Raw genomic sequence first — 18,419 nt, 5'->3', positions numbered from 1 at the left:
TAATCAATCTCCTTTGATCACTTTGTAATAGTAAGAATGTTTTCTTCACCTTGTTCAACAGAACCTTGCTTTAAGATGTTGAGTTTCTCATCAGCACCTAAGTTAGTGAAGATAATAGGTGTAATCACAGATGGTGCATTTGCTTTCACATAATCCAAGTCAACTTTTAATAGCGGTTGACCTTTCATCACTTCGTCACCTTGTGATACAAGTGTTTCAAAGCCTTCACCTTTTAAGTTTACTGTATCAATACCGAAATGGATTAAGATTTCTCGTCCATCTGTTGATTCAATCCCTAAAGCATGCTTCGTCGGGAATAAGTTTACTATTTTTCCATCGACTGGCGCAACTACTGTGCCTTCTGATGGGATGATAGCGAAACCGTCACCCATTAATTTTTGTGAGAACACTTGGTCAGGCACTTCAGATAATGGAACGATTTCCCCTTTGATAGGTGAAAAGATTTCATCACCGTTTGTGCTGTTTAGTGCTACTCCTTCATTTTGCACAGTTTTCTCTTCTTTTGCAACTACTGGCGTGCGGCCTTCCATAATATCTTTGATTTGTCCTTTTAATGTATCAGAACGTGGACCAAAGATTGCTTGAATGTTATTCCCTACTTCTAGAACTCCAGAAGCTCCTAGGTTTTTCAAGCGGTTTTTATCAACGTTTTTCGCGTCATTTACAGAAACACGAAGACGTGTGATACAAGCATCTAAGTGAGTGATGTTTTCTTGTCCACCAAGTGCTTCTAAAATATTTTTTGGTAATTCTTCTGCTGTACCAGCTTGTGCTTTATCTTCTTCAGTTTTGTCTTCACGACCTGGAGTTTTAAGGTTAAACTTGCGGATCGCGAAACGGAAACCGAAGTAGTAAATAACTGCTAATACAAGACCTACTGGGATAACTAACCACCATGCAGTACGGTTCGGGAAGATACCGAATAGGATGTAGTCAATTAAACCACCAGAGAACGTCATCCCGATTTTGACATTTAATAGTGCCATTGTCATGAATGATAAACCAGCGAAAACAGCGTGAATTGCGAATAATACTGGTGCTACGAATAAGAATGAGAACTCAAGTGGTTCTGTAATACCCGTTAAGAAAGATGTTAATGCAGCGGAACCCATGATTCCTGCAACATATTTTTTATTTTCTGGACGTGCTTCATGATAGATCGCTAATGCTGCTGCCGGTAATCCGAACATCATGAACGGATATTTACCAGTCATGAAAGTACCTGCTGTAAATGGTACACCGTCACGAAGCTGCTGCATGAAGATGTGCTGATCCCCACGGATTAAGTTACCTGCTTTACTTGTGTATTCACCAAACTCAAACCAGAACGGTGAGTAGAAAATGTGGTGAAGACCAAATGGAATTAGTGAACGTTCAATTAAACCAAACACGAACGCTGATAAACCAGGATTTGCATTTAACATAACGTTTGAGAATGCATTTAAACCATTTTGTACAACTGGCCATACGAAAATCATTGCGATACCTAAGATTAAAGACGCAAGCGCTGTCACGATTGGTACGAAACGTTTACCTGCGAAGAACCCTAAGTACGGTGGTAATTCAATTTTAAAGAAGCGGTTATACATAGAGGCTGCGATAACCCCGACGATAATACCACCGAACACCCCTGTTTGAAGCGTCGGGATACCAAGAACATTCGCATACGCTGGAAGCGTAGAAATTTTCTCAATCATTTTAGGTGTTAATGTACCTAGACCTTGTAACATTGTGCTCATCGTTACATTCATGATTAAGTAACCGATAATTGCTGCAAGACCGGCAACTCCATCACCGCCTGCTAAACCAACTGCTACCCCTACTGCGAATAGTAACGGTAAGTTACTGAAAATAATGTTACCGGAATCAGACATTACACTCGCTACTACTTGGAACCAGTGAGCTTTTAATGCCGGAAGATGTGTAAGTAAATCAGGATTTTGGAATGCTGTACCAAACGCTAAAAGCAAACCTGCTGCTGGAAGAATCGCTACTGGAAGCATAAGCGCTTTCCCGATTTTCTGTAAAACACCGAAAAACTTCTTAAACATATGAGAAACCTCCTTTTCCCTTGAACGACCATCTCTTCATGTTAACGATTACAAAGTATATAAAAAAGCATGAGTAAAGAGGAAATAAAACGTTATCAAAATATACTATCTCCAGTATCCCGTGATAACATTCAACTAACCTCTCTACTCATGCCTGATCGAATCAGTAACACGTAGAAATGATCTGATTTAATATTCTATTAGAAAGACAATTGAATCATAGCAAGTTTTGAAAGGGGTGTCAACGCTTTTTTGCGAAAAATGTCGAAAAAAGTTCACAAAGCAAAGGTTTTCATTCCACTTTATAGAAACATTTCCATTATACAGCGAGTTAATGTGCTATTATTCAGACTCTTCCTTCGCTGTTAAGCGCTGTAGGTGCATCGTTAAATACACGGCTTCTGCGTCGTATACCGGCACTTTTAAAGACTGTTGCATAACCTTAATAACCTTCCAGGCCAGGCTGTAGTGCATCGGATATTCATTTCGTAAAATATCAGCGAGCCGAACGGATTCTTCCACCTTTTCCCCTTTTTTCACACGATCAATCGCAAAGTGCAAGTGGCGAATAAGGCGCATATAATAAATCGATTCACGATCGATCTCAATCTTGAGGGAATCTTCAATCACACGAATAATTTGGTGAATGAGCTGCGAATGTTGGTTCACTTCTGATAAATTTTTACGTGTAACTGCGCTATGAATATGAAGCGCGATGAACGCTACTTCCCCTTCAGGGAGCTTAACCCCTAGTTTTTGATGAATTATGTCAATAACATCTTCGGCAATTGCATATTCTTTCGCATACAGCGTTTTCGTTTCAATTAAAAACGGATTGCTAATTTGAATCCCTTGCTGAATTCGTTTTAAAGCGAAAGCAATATGATCCGTTAATGCCACATGGATGTGCTCATTTAACGGCGCCTGAACGCTTTTTCCAATATGCGTCATAATATCATTCATTACTTCAATAAACGTTTCATCTACGTGAGCTAAAATTTGCTTGTACTGTTCTTGTTCTGCTTCATCTTGCAGCAAAAACATCTTCTCTACTGCTTCAGTCGAAATCTCATCGCCTTTTTTCTTTCCAAAAGCAATGCCTTTCCCGATAAGGACAACTTCTTTATACTGTGAATGTGAAGCAATTAACACGTTATTATTTAAAGCCTTTTCTACAAAAAAGGACTCTTTCACGAATCCCCAACTCCCCTATTTCATACGATTTCATTCTTTCATCTTACCCAATCTATCAACAGCACGTCAACGAAAATTAATTACCTGTTTATGCCCTTGTTACCGTACTCTCTGAAAACTATGTTGCAACAGCTTTCCATTTAAAAAAGCGATTAGCCAAAGATCTAACACGTTCATAATAAGGAACGTTAGTCTTATAAATGGGCGACCAGAGTGTAAAATACCAGCATGCAAAAGCAGGGTATCGATGATAAACATCAAAATGATGACGGCAATTTGCCATAGATATGACTTTCTCTTCACAATGATCCACACATACATCCACGTCATTACGACTACATAAATCGTATTCATATTAATATGATCCCGATTTGGGTCAGAAAAAAAGCCGATTTGATAGTAATACAGGTGTAGAATGGTGGAAACGACAAACATAATACTACAATTAATCGCGATCATCAAAAAATAAAGAGTGGCAAAGTGTAAAAAGGTGGAGTAGCGTGTTTTCATCCAGTAATACCATATTTTCGCGATTGCAAAGCCGATCGTCATTAAAATACCCGTGTAAATGGTTTTCCACCATTCATGCTCGTAAATGTGCAACGCGAGGAAAAGTTCTTCTATCCCCATAAAAAAGACGGCTACCCAAACATATTGCTTGAGCCTCCACTCATAAGCGACGACCGTAATGGCCGCTACTGGAAAAGCAAAAGCTTGCGAAGCAATGGACCCAAACATGCCATCAATAAAACGGCTACTCCTTATTCCCGGATCGTAGTGATAACTATCTAATAGCACAAAAATTACATATTCTAGCGCATATGCAAGTCCGATCATGAATCCGAACAAATAAAGCAACTTAACATCTCGTTTTTTGTACAGCACATAAAAAAAGACGATGCTGCTCACTAATACTAATATAATAAAAGGCCCTACTCGAGGCATCATTCCGTCTCCTCACGAACAGTGTCATAACCTTAGGATGAGAGGATCTTTAAATTTTATTCGCCTCGAAATAAAAACTTCCGCTCCCCTCTTTATAGTAGGAATATATAAAAAACGCCTTCCTCTTCGTAAGAGGAAGGCACATTTGCTATATTATCCTTCGATCACACGTGTTAGATTCGCCATTTCAATCGCTGCTGCTGCCGCTTCCCAACCTTTATTACCAGCTTTAGTCCCTGCACGTTCAATGGCCTGTTCAATATTTTCTGTTGTCAGAACACCAAAAATAATTGGAATACCTGTTTGTAACGTAAGCGATGATACCCCTTTTGCCACTTCATTACATACGTAATCAAAATGTGGTGTTGCTCCTCGAATGACCGTTCCTAGCGTAATGACCGCATCGTATTTCTTCGTTTCTGCTAATTTTTTAGCTACTAGTGGAATTTCAAATGCCCCTGGCACCCACGCAACATCCACATTTTCTTCTTCTACTCCGTGACGCTTTAAGGCATCCTGTGCGCCGCCTAGCAATTTGCTTGTAATAAATTCATTAAAACGGCCTACTACGATTGCTACTTTTAACCCACTGCCTACTAAATTTCCTTCAAATAATGTTCCCATGTTCAAAACTCCCTCTCAACTGTAATAATTAATTGTCTACTATAGTTTTAATAAATGACCGAGCTTCTCAACCTTTGTGTGTAAATAGCGCTCATTATCCTTTAAGACAGGCATCTGAATTGCCACACGCTCCACAACCTCTAAACCGTGACCTTTTAAGCCAGTAATTTTACGCGGGTTGTTCGTTAATAGACGCATTTTGGTTACGCCTAGATCTTTTAAGATTTGTGCCCCTACTCCGTAATCACGAAGGTCCGCACCAAACCCAAGTTTTTCGTTCGCTTCAACCGTATCATAGCCCTCTTCTTGAAGCTTGTAGGCTTTTAGCTTGTTAATTAAGCCGATGCCTCGTCCTTCTTGTCTCATGTACAATAAAATGCCTTTTCCCTCTTTTTCGATTTGCATTAGAGCCGCGTGCAGCTGTGGCCCACAGTCACATCGGTGAGAGCCAAATACATCACCTGTCAAGCATTCAGAATGAACGCGGACAAGAACCGGCTCATCTGGTGTAATATCACCTTTCACAAGGGCTACATGCTCTTGGCCATCTAATGTACTTGTGTAACCAAACGTTCGAAATTCGCCGAATGTCGTTGGTAAATTAATTTCCACTTCACGATGAACAAGCTTTTCATGCTGACGGCGATACTCAATTAAATCTTTGATCGTAATCATTTTTAACTGATGTGCTTCTGCAATGGCTACAAGGTCTGGAACACGAGCCATCGTTCCGTCTTCATTCATGATTTCGCAAATGACGCCTGCTTCCTGTCCACCGGCAAGCTTTGCTAAATCAATTGCCGCTTCAGTATGCCCTGCACGGCGAAGAACCCCGCCTTTTTTTGCAATTAGCGGAAATACATGACCAGGTTTACGAAAATCAGCGGCCTTTGCCTCTGCATTTAGAAGTGCTTGAATTGTCGTCGAACGTTCAAATGCACTAATTCCTGTTGTCGTTGTTTTATAATCGATACTGATCGTAAAAGCCGTTCCGTGCATATCTGTGTTGTTGTCCACCATCGGCTTTAGATCTAAACGATCTGCTAATTCTTCTGAAATAGGGGTACAAATGAGTCCTCGTCCATGCGTCGCCATAAAATTCACTACCTCAGGGGTGGCCTTTTCAGCAAGCGCAATAAAATCTCCCTCATTTTCGCGATCTTCGTCATCACACACAATGACGGGTTTCCCCATTTTTAAATCTTCAATTGCTTCTTCAACTGTATGAAACATACGGGTCACCTGCTTTCTAGTTCATAAATCCACTGTCTCTTAACAGGTTCTGCATTGTAGATGTGGATTTTGGTTGTTCTTCTTTTGGCTGCATCATTTTTTTTATATATTTCCCCAACATGTCGCATTCTACGTTTACGATCTCACCTTTTCCCTTTGGTCCAAGAACGGTGTGATCTGTCGTATGCGGTATAAGGGAAATCGTAAAGGAATCTTTTTCTAATCCAAAAATCGTTAAACTTGTCCCATCAACCGCAACTGAACCTTTTAAAATCATCGTATCAATTAGCTCTGTAGAGGTGGCGATCTCATAATAAATGGCATTTCCTCTAGCGGTTTTATTACGAATAACGCCCGTTCCGTCCACATGACCACTGACGAAATGACCACCAAATCGACCATTTGCCGCCATGGCTCGTTCTAAATTGACTGACGATCCTTGTTTGAGGTGCTGTAGCGTAGTTGCTTTAATGGTTTCTGGCATCACATCAACCGAAAACCGATCTCGTGTGAAGTCTGTAACCGTTAAACACACTCCATTAACAGAAATGCTATCGCCTAAGTGGACATCCGCTAAAACATGCTTCGCTTTAATCCCAAAGGTAATCGCCTCTTTTCCTGTTTGAATGCGATCAATTGTCCCTATTTCTTCAATAATCCCTGTAAACATTAGCTGTCACTCTCTTTCGGTACTGCTACGATTTTAATGTCTTGTCCGAACATTTCGACACTTTTAAATTCGAGCTGTTCGACCTCGCTCATTGATTGAAACCCTTCACCATTAAATGAAGTAGGGGCTTCTTTTCCACCGATCAGCTTTGGGGCTATATAGACAATCACCTGGTGAAAGAGTCTGCTTTTCAAAAAGCTTCCGTGTACGGTTGCACCACCTTCAACAAGAATCGATGTAATCCCTCTTTCTCCGAGCAACGACAGCACTGAAGAAAGATCTAGCTCATCTGACGGTAGTTGTAGCAGAAGAACTCCTTGCTTTTCCAGTTCCTGAATCTTTTTAGCATCCGCATCTTTTCCGCTAATAATCCACGTAGGTGCTTTGTGATCAGTCACCACACTAGCATCTAGAGGCGTGCGTAAGTGCGTATCTAAAATAATTCGAATAGGATTTTTCCCTTCTCCTTGTAAACGGGTCGTTAAACTAGGGTTATCGATTAAAACGGTGTCCACACCAACCAAGATACCATCATGAGTGTGACGCAACTGGTGAACGTCGGCACGCGCTTCTTCCCCCGTAATCCACTTACTTTCTCGTGTGACCGTAGCGGTTTTCCCATCAAGGCTTGTGGCTGTTTTAAGGGTCACGTACGGAAGACCTGTTGAGACATAGTGAAAAAACACCTGATTTAACTCATCAGCTTCTTCCTTCAGCAAACCGACCTCTACCTCAATTCCAGCGTCCTTCATCCGCTTAATCCCTTTACCAGCGACAAGTGGATTTGGATCTGTAGAAGCAATAAATACTTTCTTGATGCCACGATGAATGACAAGATCGGCGCAAGGAGGCGTTTTACCATGATGCGCACAAGGTTCAAGCGTTACATAAAGCGTTGCATCCTCTGCCTTTTCTCCCGCCATCTCTAATGCGTATACTTCAGCATGTGGTTGACCTGCTTTTAAATGTGCACCCATGCCCACTACTTGCCCATCTTGAACAACTACAGCTCCTACAACAGGATTAGGGGACGTCTGACCGAGCGTCGTTCGAGCCATCTCGATGGCAAGTTTCATAAACTGCTGGTTACTCAAAGTGACTGCCTCCTCTTTGGTGAATATAAAAAACCCCTTAGAAAACCTAAGGGGTTGTGGAGACTATATCAGTGTATCGATAGATATGTACTATCAACTACAGCTAAATAAACCTTCTACCTCCGCTAGAAAAAGCATAGGTAAAAAGCGTATACCAAAGAAACATTTTCTCTATTAGAAAATTGCCTGCTGGTACGACATTTCGCTGCGCTCTGATCCTTCTCCCATCCAGACTATACTGTCGGCTCTAGATTTTAACTAGATCCACCGTTAATGTAAAACACAAAAACGGGTCACGGGCTTAGAGATTACGAATCTCATCACCGCCGGTTGGGACTTTCACCCGACCCCGAAGGATAACGTTATAAAGTTGTTTTATTACTTCATGTTGTAATCAGTATAGCAAAGAAACATCCTTTTGTCATAATCATTTGCTTATTATTTTATTTTTATGAAAAGCAAGCATGATTAAAAAACCTAATCCCACGTATCCGAAGATCGGATAGAGTACGCTTAGAAGGCGTCCGTAGCCGATTTGTCCAATCACAAAACAAAGAATAAGCACAAAACCTACGCACTGTTTCTCAGAAATTCGAAGTACCCCTTTCGCCTGTCGTGCCATACCAAAAACGTTCGCAATGAGCGTAGTGAAAATCTCGCCGTAAACGACGATTAGAAATAACCATCCTAGCCACACGCTCGATGATTTCACCACCTGCCCCATCGGAATCTCCGCCTGAAATGCATGAGGAAAATGGGAAATCGCAAAATGAGCGGTGAGCATCATGAATGTGAGTCCAATTCCTCCGAGCACAGCTCCCCACTTCACGACACTCTTGTCTTTAATTTCTGTGCTAAGAGGGACGAGCGCCGCCTGTGCTCCAGCTAAGTTAAAAGCCGCATATAAAATAGCGCTCACAAACCAGCGCGTATGACTCGCACTTTCAAACATCTCTTGCTTGAACATCGTAAATTCGCGAAGGTACGGCCAAATTACAATAAGAGAAAATGTTAGCATTGTAGGAACGACAAGTGAATTAACGAGCAAGAGTCCTTTTACACCTTTTAAAATCAGCGCATATACCGCGAGCATTGTGATCACCATTCCGGCCTGTGGCCATATGCCGAGGTGTTCTTTCGCAATTGCACCTGTACTAGCAAGCATAATAGACGTCATTCCGATTAAAACCAACACCATAAAAAAGTTAATACCTTTTCCAATCGTTTTACCGAATAGGTGATCGTTAAGTTCTTGATAAGACGATGCTCCAATATCTTGTGCAATGAGCATCATTCTTGCACCCAACCATATAAAAAGAAGACCACTCACTAAAATTCCGAGCATGCCAAGCACCCCGTATTGGGTAAAAAATTGGACAATCTCTTTTCCAGTCGCAAACCCAGCTCCTACTACCGTTCCGATATATGTAGCTGCTACCTGCAGCGTAAGCTTCCACTTTCTATTCAAGCTTTTCCCCTCCATCCATGCAGCCCCTTTTTACACTATATGAGCACGTCCAATAAAATACGCCGAATACGATGAAAAATAGAAATTATGGCACCGAGGAGGGGTCTTGCTAAAAAAAGTACAGTCGCTTTGAAAGGTGAATGGCCTGCTTCGTGACACGAAAATAACCCTAGGTCAAAAGAGACCTAGGGTTATTCGTTAGTGAATTAAAACTTTTGAATGAGTTGATATAACACGCGTGCTGCTTGATCGCGCTTAGCAGAATCTTGTGGCTTGAATGATTTCTCAGTCGCACCTGTCATAAAGCCTAGCTCGTACGCTGCATCAATCGAAGGTACTGCCCAGTCTCCTAGTTTCTCTGTATCTAGGTATGGTGCGTGCTTATCTGCTTTGTACGTTTTTCCTGTTTTATAGTCATACGCTCTCATCACAAGAACGGCCATTTGAGCACGTGTAATTGGCTTAGACGGCTCGAAACGTGTTTTCGTTGTCCCTACTGCAATTCCCGCTTCGTACGCTGCTTGAATGTCCGCACCAAGAGCTGAATTTGCCGGCACGTCTTTAAATACAGAAGATTTTTTCGCTTCTAAATCTAATGAGCGCGCAATAATGGAAACGAACTGACCGCGTGTAATCGCTGCATTCGGATTGAACATGTCTGTCGATACGCCTTTTAGCACACCTTTGTCCGTTAACTCTTGAATGTATTTATACGCCCAGTGATCTTCAGCAACATCTTTGAACTTTTGTTTTGGTGTTTCAGGCTGTGTCGCTTGTTTTGGTAATGTAAGCTGATATTTCGCAAAGCTGTTTGCACTTTCTCCAATGTAGCTAATTGGTCCTTTTTCAGCAAGGTACGCTTGCGCTTTAGGAGAAGATTCGAACGTCACATTCACGTCTTTGTTCACCGGTGCAAACGTCCAGTTGTTATCCGCTGTTGGATTGATTTCATCATTTTCACGAATATAGTCAATGATTACTTGACGGTTTTCATCCGGAGACGCCAAAATCGTATTTTTCCCACCTGGGTTAATTACTTGGTTTGTGCTTGCACGATAGTTGTTCGTTACGACAACGAATTCCTGATCGTCCTTAAGTGGTTTTCCATTATACTCAACATTTTTAATACGATGTGCATTTTCATCTGCTACTTTGTAATCTTTGTAGCGATACGGTTGCGTCACGTCGATTTGATACTTAATTCCATCAATAATATCAAAGTTGTACGTAGGGAAATCAAGGTTAACAAGAGATTGTTCTTCTGTTTTAGATGGATCCACTTGGTTGAACTGTCCTGCTGACCACTCTAGCCACTCTTTAATTTCCTTACCTGTTAATTTAAGCGCATATACCGTATTTGGATATACGTATAAATCTGCTACGTTTTTAATCGCTAAATCTCCAGCTTTGATGTCTGTGTAATAACCAGCTCCACCACGTGCACCTGCTTTAAACGGTGCTGCAGATGAAAGTACAGGAAGGTTTTTATATTCTGTTGTTGCTAACTTCTTCTCCATATACCACTTTTGTGCTTGGTTTACGATTTGGACAGACGGATCATCTTTTACAAGAGCAAAATAGCTGTTAATCGGCGCGGTTGTCTTACCTACTGCCTGATTTACATACTTAATTGTTGCTTCATGCTCATCTTTTACAGTATCTTCAACTGCTTTGTCAGACTCTACAAGAGGCGTCCCTTTTGCATCTGCTACTGGTTTTAACGCCGATTGACTGTCTTTTACTTTCCACTTGCCGTCCACTTGCTCAAGCGTTAAATCAACTTGTCCTAACACGTCACCCGTTGAACTTGGCATTGTGACAGGAATTCCGTTAATCGTTCCTTTTGCGTTATCGATTTTTAGCTCTGCGCTATCTTTGTAGTCTGCTGCTGTACCAGGAAGCGCTGGGAATTTTTTATGTTGATGTCCTGTTAAGACAACGTCTACACCAGGAACTTGTGTAACATAGTAAGACGCATTCTCCATGTTTTCTGTGTATGGATCTGTGCTGATACCTGAGTGAGAAAGAACAACGACAACATCCGCACCCGCTTTTTTCATTTCAGGAACGATTTTTTTAGCGGATTCCACAATATCTGTTACCGCTACTTTTCCTTTTAAATTCGCGCTATCCCAGTTCATAATATCTGATGGAACAAATCCTGTTACCCCTACTTTGACCGTGTGCTTGTTACCGTTTTGGTCCGTCACTTCACGATCTAAAATTTCGTATTGCTTAAAGTACGGATGATCAAGTTCAGGCTTCCCATCTGCATTGTCATCGTGATATACGTTTGCATTCACGTACGCGAAGTTTGCATCATCAATGCTATTGTTTAAGAAATCAAGTCCATAGTTAAACTCATGATTTCCAGCCGTTGCTCCGTCATACTTTAATAAGTTAAGCACTTTAAAAACTGGATTCACAAACTCTTCTTTTTTTACATTTGGAAAAATATTTTTTGCTACGTAATCACTTAACGGTGTTCCTTGTAAAATGTCACCATTATCGAACAATAGCGTATTTGGATTTTCTGTACGCGCCGCTTGAATTAAGCTCGCCGTTTTAGAAAGACCGAACTTTTCTGTCTTTTTATCTTGGAAATAATCGTAGTTTACTAGATTTGTATGAATATCTGAAGTTTCAAGAATACGTAATTTTACGACGTTTTCATTCACAACGTCTGCATATGTAAGTGTTGGTGCTACTTGAGGAATGATCAACCCTAGGGCTAACGCTGTACCTGCCGCAAGTCGTTTTTTCGTTTTTTTCAAAATGGTTCCCCCCACTATAACTTTTGTAAAAGTCCGAACGTTTTCATTTTAAAACAAAACTCGACAAAAGAAAACATATTTTACAAAAAATTATCAACTATTTACACTATTAATACAATTTAGCATAACTTTTTTCAATTAGAGGCTATCCTCACAATATATGTAAATTATTCTCTCTACTTAAGTCCCAAACCCCTTACCCTCGAAAGATAACGCTTACATTAAAAAGTTTCTTAATAAGTGTTGTATTATTTATAAAAATCAGATAAATTAGTACTAATCATTTTAAAAACAAATACCAGATTCTTATCAAGAGAGGTGGAGGGACTGGCCCTACGAAACCTCAGCAACCAGTCGTCGTGGACACGGTGCTAAATCCAGCTAAGCAAGTATTGCTTGGAAGATGAGAAGGCGATTTAAAAGTCTTCTACCATAGAAGGCTTTTTTCTTTTTACCAATAGCCTTCTACATATCTCTTTCTTCCATTCATTTAAGGAGGCCATTTTTTTGGGATTATTAACAGATTTACAAAATAAAATACTAATCGGAGACGGCGCAACAGGTACTCTCCTCTATGCGCATGGAGTAGACAGCTGTTTTGAAGAACTAAATGTAACAAAAAGTGAAGAAATTCAGCGAATTCATGAAGCGTATATTCAAGCAGGATCAGATATTATTCAAACGAATACGTATGGGGCAAACTATCAAAAACTTGCCCGCTACGGATTAGAAGAGTCCGTGAAAGATATTAACGTTGCCGCTACCAAACTGGCACGCAAAGCTGCGGGTGATAAATATGTTGTCGGCACTATCGGTGGCATTCGCTCCTTCCGAAAGAGCGTCATGACCATTGATGAAATTAAACGGAGCGTCAGAGAGCAGCTCTTTTGGCTTCTTCAAGGAGACATTGATGGACTTCTTTTTGAAACCTACTATGACTTTGAGGAACTAAAAACGGTGCTCGAGATCGCTCGCAAAGAAACGAATTTGCCTATTATTACACACGCTTCTCTTCACGAAGTTGGTGTGCTTCAAGACGGCACTCATCTTAATGACGCTTTTAAACAGTTAGAAAGTCTCGGAGCTGATCTTGTTGGTCTTAACTGCCGCCTAGGCCCCTATCATATGATTGAATCGTTAACAGAAGTCGATCTTCCGGAAAAAGCCTTTTTATCAGCTTATCCAAATGCAAGCTTACCAGATTATCAGGACGGTAGACTTGTATATGAAACAGATGAGGATTATTTTTACCAAACCGCTAAAGCATTTCGTGAACAAGGTGTTCGTTTGATAGGCGGATGCTGCGGAACAACTCCTGCTCATATTGAAGCAATTGCATCAGCGGTTAAGGGGCTTCCACCCGTTACGGAAAAGCTTGTCAAAAAGCGCCCGTCCATTATTATTGAGGACCACGGCGAACCGGTTGAGCCGCACCTTCATGACCTTGTACAGGAAAGACGATCGGTCATCGTTGAATTAGATCCACCGAAAAAGCTTGGGGCCAGTGAGTTTTTACGAGGTGCTCAGGCGTTAAAAGATGTTGGAGTAGATGCCATTACGCTTGCAGATAATTCTCTCGCCTCCCCTCGCATTAGCAACTTGGCGATGGCGACGCTATTACAAAGTGATATTAAAGCTCGACCGCTCGTTCATATTACGTGTCGAGACCGGAACTTAATTGGCCTACAATCTCACTTGATGGGACTTCATACGTTAGGTATTAACCAAGTGCTTGCGGTTACAGGAGATCCTTCAAAGATTGGCGATTTTCCAGGAGCAACGTCCGTATATGACTTATCATCGTTTGATTTGATTAGCTTGATCAAACAATTTAATGAAGGTATGTCTTACTCCGGAAAGCCGCTCGGACAAAAAACGAATTTTTCCATTGCGGCTGCCTTTAATCCAAACGTTCGTCACCTGGATCGTGCGGTACAGCGCTTAGAAAAGAAAATCGACTGCGGCGCCCATTATTTTATTACGCAGCCTTTATATTCGAAGAAACAAATACTAGATGTATATGAAGCAACAAAGCACCTAACGGCTCCCATTTATATTGGAATTATGCCGCTTACGAGCGCTAAAAATGCCCGATTCATCCATCATGAGGTGCCAGGCATTAAGCTTTCAGAGGATATTTTAGCAGCGATGGAGCATGCTGGTGATGACCGAAGCCAAGGCGAAGCAGAAGGCCTTGCAATTGCAAAAGATTTAATTGATACAGCCTACGAGCTTTTTAACGGGATTTACCTAATCACACCGTTTATGCGCTATGAGATGACGGCCCAGCTAACGTCGTATATCCATCAAAAACAACCAGTAACCGCAGAAAGGAAGATGTAAATGACGACGATCGATGCGCAACTGAAAAAGAAAATTTTAATTATTGACGGCGCGATGGGAACGATGATTCAAGCAGCCGACTTGACCGCCCAAGACTTTGGTGGAGACGAATATGACGGATGTAACGAATACCTCTCGTTAACCGCTCCTTCCGTTATTCGGAACATTCACGAAACCTATCTAAAAGCTGGTGCTGACATTATTGAGACGAATACATTCGGCGCCACGTCTTTAGTGCTTGATGAATATGAGCTCGGTCACCTTGCCTACGAGCTTAATGTCGCATCAGCCAAACTCGCAAAAGAAGCGTGTGAAACGCACTCAACCTCTGAATGGCCGCGTTTTGTGGCAGGTTCAATGGGGCCGACAACCAAAACATTATCCGTCACGGGCGGGACAACGTTTGAAGAGTTGACTCATTCTTACGAGGAACAAACGCGAGGTCTACTTGACGGCGGAGTGGATCTTCTTCTTTTAGAAACGTCTCAAGATATGCTGAATGTAAAAGCAGCCTTTTTAGGAATTTCCAAGGCTTTTGAAGTTACCGGACACAAAGTCCCTCTTATGATTTCAGGAACAATCGAACCAATGGGTACGACGCTTGCTGGTCAAGACATTGAGGCATTTTACTTATCATTGGAGCATATGAAGCCACTTTCAGTTGGGCTAAACTGTGCGACGGGTCCCGAATTTATGACCGATCATATTCGTTCGCTGTCAGAGCTTGCAACAACGGCTGTGAGCTGTTACCCAAATGCCGGACTTCCTGATGAAGAAGGTCGCTACCACGAATCTCCTGAGCTTCTCGCGACGAAGCTTCGAGGATTTGCTGAAAAGGGCTGGCTAAACATCGTAGGTGGCTGTTGCGGGACGACTCCCGAGCACATTGAAGCGATTGCTCGTGCCGTACACGATATTGAACCTAGAACGTTAGATCGTCCCTCTCATTCCCATGCCGTTTCGGGTATTGAGCCCCTTATTTATGATGACTCGATGCGCCCTCTTTTCGTTGGTGAGCGTACAAATGTAATCGGTTCTCGTAAATTTAAGCGTCTGATTGCAGAAGGAAAAATTGAAGAAGCGTCTGAAGTAGCGCGTGCTCAAGTAAAAAACGGCGCACACGTTATTGATATTTGCCTAGCCGATCCTGATCGGGATGAATTAGAAGACATGGAGAACTTTATCAAAGAAGTCGTCAAGAAAGTCAAAGTCCCGCTTGTGATTGACTCAACGGACGAAAAAGTAATCGAAAAGGCTTTGACGTATTCACAAGGAAAGGTAATCATCAACTCGATTAACTTAGAAGACGGTGAAGAGCGATTTGAAGCAATCCTTCCCCTCGTCAAAAAATTCGGCGCAGCGCTTGTTGTAGGAACTATCGATGAGGTTGGGATGGCCGTTACGGCTGAGCGAAAGGTTGAAATTGCCAAACGCTCGTATGATCTATTAGTGAATAAATATGGACTAGAACCGACTGATATTATTTTTGATCCGCTCGTGTTTCCTGTCGGAACAGGAGATGAGCAGTATATCGGATCTGCTGAAGCAACCATTCGTGGCATTGAGTTAATCAAAAAAGAGCTTCCGCAGTGCTTAACGATTCTCGGAATCAGTAACGTTTCCTTTGGGCTTCCCCCCGTTGGTCGTGAAATTTTAAATGCCGTCTACTTGTATCACTGTACACAGGCAGGACTTGATTATGCGATTGTCAACACCGAAAAACTGGAGCGCTATGCGTCCATTTCGGAAGATGAAATTAAGCTAGCAGATAACCTTCTTTTCCAAACGAATGATCAAACGCTCGAAGTTTTCACGAACTTTTATCGCGATAAAAAACAGACAACAAAGGTCGAGCTCAGCAACTTGTCACTTGAAGAGCGTTTGGCAAGCTACGTTGTAGAAGGCACGAAAGAAGGATTGTTACCGGACTTAGAAGAAGCGCTTGCTAAATATGCGGATCCACTCGATATTATTAATGGCCCTCTTATGAACGGGATGTCAGAAGTTGGTCGCCTTTTTAACGATAATCAGTTAATCGTCGCAGAAGTGTTACAAAGCGCCGAGGTAATGAAGGCATCCGTTGCCTTTTTAGAGCCACACATGGAGAAAAAAGAAGATGATAACGGGAAAGGGAAAGTTCTTCTTGCTACGGTTAAAGGTGACGTTCATGATATCGGAAAAAATTTAGTCGATATTATTTTAAGTAATAACGGATTTAAGGTTGTCGATCTTGGTATTAAAGTCACGCCACAAGACTTAATTTCTGCTGTTCAAAAAGAAAAGCCGGACATGATCGGACTTTCTGGACTCCTTGTGAAGTCCGCACAACAAATGGTCCTGACCGCACAGGATTTAACGCAGTCGGAAATTAAGCTTCCTATTTTAGTGGGAGGTGCGGCATTGTCTAGAAAGTTCACGGATAATAAAATTGCACCTGAATACAACGGAGTCGTCTTGTATGCAAAGGATGCGATGGATGGATTATCGATTGCAAACCGCCTTCAAAATAAACAGGAAAGTCAGCAGTTCATTCTAGAGATCAAAGAACGTCAGGAAAAGTCAGTCGCAAACACAGCTCTTATTCAAAGTCAAAAGAAAGAACGTTCCGCAACTGCTGTATTAGAGCGATCAGCGATTTCAACAGACGTACCGGTGTTTGTTCCGCACGATACGGATCGCCATGTGATTAAACATTACGACCTTTCTCACGTAGAGCCTTATATCAATCAGCAAATGCTGCTTGGGCATCATCTCGGAATCAAAGGGAAAATTAAACGACTACTTCAAGAAAAGGATGAGCGTACATTAAAGATCAAGGAAGTTGTCGACGAACTGTTCATAAAAGCTAAATCCGAGAAGCTTATTAAACCATCTGCTCTGTATCAATTTTTTCCGACGCAATCACGAGGAAACGATGTTCTCATTTACGACCCGAACGATCACACAAAAGTCATTGAAACATTCACGTTTCCACGTCAGGACAAGGCACCTTATCTTTGCCTTGCTGATTACGTAAAGTCTGTGGACTCCAATCAAATGGATTACGTCTGCTTCTTAGCCGTCACAGCGGGTACTGGCATTCGTTCTTTATCACAGGAATATAAAGATAGAGGTGATTTTCTAAAGAGCCATGCCTTACAAGCGTTAGCACTTGAAACGGCTGAAGGACTAGCTGAACGTGTTCACCAGCAGGTTCGTGATCAGTGGGGATTCCCTGATTCACCGGACTTTACAATGGACGAACGCTTTTCGGCAAAATACCAGGGGCAGCGGTTCTCGTTTGGCTACCCTGCTTGTCCGGACTTAGAGGATCAAGAAAAACTCTTCCGTCTGCTGCATCCCGAGGAGATTGGTATTCGTCTAACAGAAGGGTTCATGATGGAACCAGAAGCTTCTGTTACAGCTCTTGTATTTGCTCACCCAGAGGCACGATATTTTAATGTATTATAATTTAAACAGCCGGTCTTTTGACCGGCCGTTTAAACTATTAAAATGACCACTTCTACCGGAACACGGTACTCCAAGTTATTCGCGACATCTTTCAAAACAATATTTCCCGTATATCTCCCTCCTATTTTTAGAAGAGGTAAAAACTGAGCCGTTACGCTCACGCTTTTTGTTGTATTAGGAGCGATTGTTTGATTGCTAATTCCTAGAATATAATCAATACCCACTAGTGAAAGAGTAGGCTGTGACGTATTTTCAATCGTCATCTGTACATTCAGCGTCTGATTCGTTTTATTTGTAATGGTGAAGATATTGGCAATGGTTCGGCCTGGATCAAGCAAACTTGATAAAATGCCGATGTTTACTTTGAGCGTCTGATTTTGTCCTGTTGATATCGGTGTCGAGGAATTGTTAGGCTGCATGGTATTTGTGCTGTTTAATAAATAGTAAAAGAAAAAGCCTGATCCCGTCGAGAAAGTCACCACGTCCGTCCTCGTTTTTTGGAAGAGCGCGTATACAGGTGCTGAAACCAAAAGCATCGTGATCATCCAAATG

The 18,419-nt window shown here is 41.7% G+C and carries 12 protein-coding genes and 2 riboswitches; of the genes, 2 read left to right on the top strand and 10 right to left on the bottom strand.

Going from position 1 to position 18,419, the window contains the following annotated elements; translation table 11 throughout:
• Positions 1-17: 17 nt before the first annotated feature.
• The 9 genes from ptsG to IE339_RS05250 all read right to left on the bottom strand — a co-directional run bounded on the left by ptsG (position 18) and on the right by IE339_RS05250 (position 12,074).
• Positions 18-2,072 carry a glucose-specific PTS transporter subunit IIBC gene (gene ptsG / locus IE339_RS05290; RefSeq protein WP_242174222.1) on the bottom strand — a complete coding sequence of 685 codons (2,055 nt, stop codon included), beginning with the start codon at positions 2,070-2,072 and terminating at the stop codon, positions 18-20.
• A gap of 342 nt (positions 2,073-2,414) precedes the next feature.
• Positions 2,415-3,266: a glucose PTS transporter transcription antiterminator GlcT gene (glcT, locus tag IE339_RS05285; RefSeq protein ID WP_242174219.1), complete on the bottom strand. Its 852-nt coding sequence runs from the start codon at positions 3,264-3,266 to the stop codon at positions 2,415-2,417.
• A 99-nt stretch (positions 3,267-3,365) separates the two neighbouring features.
• A complete protein-coding gene (locus IE339_RS05280) occupies positions 3,366-4,214 on the bottom strand; it encodes a hypothetical protein (RefSeq protein WP_242174217.1) in 849 nt (282 codons plus the stop codon).
• A gap of 150 nt (positions 4,215-4,364) precedes the next feature.
• Positions 4,365-4,835, bottom strand: coding sequence for a 6,7-dimethyl-8-ribityllumazine synthase (gene ribH, locus IE339_RS05275; RefSeq protein ID WP_053399700.1), 471 nt, complete (start codon positions 4,833-4,835; stop codon positions 4,365-4,367).
• Positions 4,836-4,874: 39 nt separating this feature from the next.
• Positions 4,875-6,068, bottom strand: a complete 1,194-nt coding sequence (locus tag IE339_RS05270) for a bifunctional 3,4-dihydroxy-2-butanone-4-phosphate synthase/GTP cyclohydrolase II (RefSeq protein ID WP_242174215.1) — start codon at positions 6,066-6,068, stop codon at positions 4,875-4,877.
• Positions 6,069-6,084: 16 nt separating this feature from the next.
• Complete coding sequence (gene ribE / locus IE339_RS05265) at positions 6,085-6,738, bottom strand: riboflavin synthase (RefSeq protein WP_242174213.1); 654 nt, start codon at positions 6,736-6,738, stop codon at positions 6,085-6,087.
• Positions 6,738-7,832: a bifunctional diaminohydroxyphosphoribosylaminopyrimidine deaminase/5-amino-6-(5-phosphoribosylamino)uracil reductase RibD gene (ribD, locus tag IE339_RS05260; RefSeq protein ID WP_242174211.1), complete on the bottom strand. Its 1,095-nt coding sequence runs from the start codon at positions 7,830-7,832 to the stop codon at positions 6,738-6,740. Before ribD ends, ribE begins: the two co-directional genes overlap by 1 nt.
• A gap of 212 nt (positions 7,833-8,044) precedes the next feature.
• A riboswitch (FMN riboswitch) is annotated at positions 8,045-8,193 on the bottom strand.
• A gap of 66 nt (positions 8,194-8,259) precedes the next feature.
• Positions 8,260-9,300, bottom strand: coding sequence for a YkvI family membrane protein (locus IE339_RS05255; protein WP_242174209.1), 1,041 nt, complete (start codon positions 9,298-9,300; stop codon positions 8,260-8,262).
• Between the two features lie 206 nt (positions 9,301-9,506).
• Positions 9,507-12,074, bottom strand: coding sequence for a bifunctional 2',3'-cyclic-nucleotide 2'-phosphodiesterase/3'-nucleotidase (locus tag IE339_RS05250; protein ID WP_242174206.1), 2,568 nt, complete (start codon positions 12,072-12,074; stop codon positions 9,507-9,509).
• 303 nt (positions 12,075-12,377) lie between these two features.
• A riboswitch (SAM riboswitch) is annotated at positions 12,378-12,484 on the top strand.
• Positions 12,485-12,581: 97 nt separating this feature from the next.
• Here IE339_RS05250 and IE339_RS05245 point away from each other — a divergent pair.
• Entirely contained in the window at positions 12,582-14,417 is a 1,836-nt protein-coding gene (locus IE339_RS05245; protein WP_242174204.1) for a bifunctional homocysteine S-methyltransferase/methylenetetrahydrofolate reductase, read from the top strand.
• Positions 14,418-17,867: a methionine synthase gene (gene metH, locus IE339_RS05240; protein ID WP_242174203.1), complete on the top strand. Its 3,450-nt coding sequence runs from the start codon at positions 14,418-14,420 to the stop codon at positions 17,865-17,867.
• 29 nt (positions 17,868-17,896) lie between these two features.
• Here metH and IE339_RS05235 read toward each other — a convergent pair whose 3' ends face one another.
• Positions 17,897-18,412 (bottom strand): hypothetical protein, encoded by a 516-nt coding sequence (locus IE339_RS05235; protein WP_242174201.1) that lies wholly within the window; start codon positions 18,410-18,412, stop codon positions 17,897-17,899.
• Positions 18,413-18,419 lie beyond the last annotated feature (7 nt).

Source organism: Priestia koreensis, from assembly GCF_022646885.1.
In the GTDB taxonomy this organism is placed as follows: Bacteria; Bacillota; Bacilli; order Bacillales; family Bacillaceae_H; genus Bacillus_AG; species Bacillus_AG koreensis_A.
This window is presented reverse-complemented; position numbering and strand designations above follow the sequence as displayed.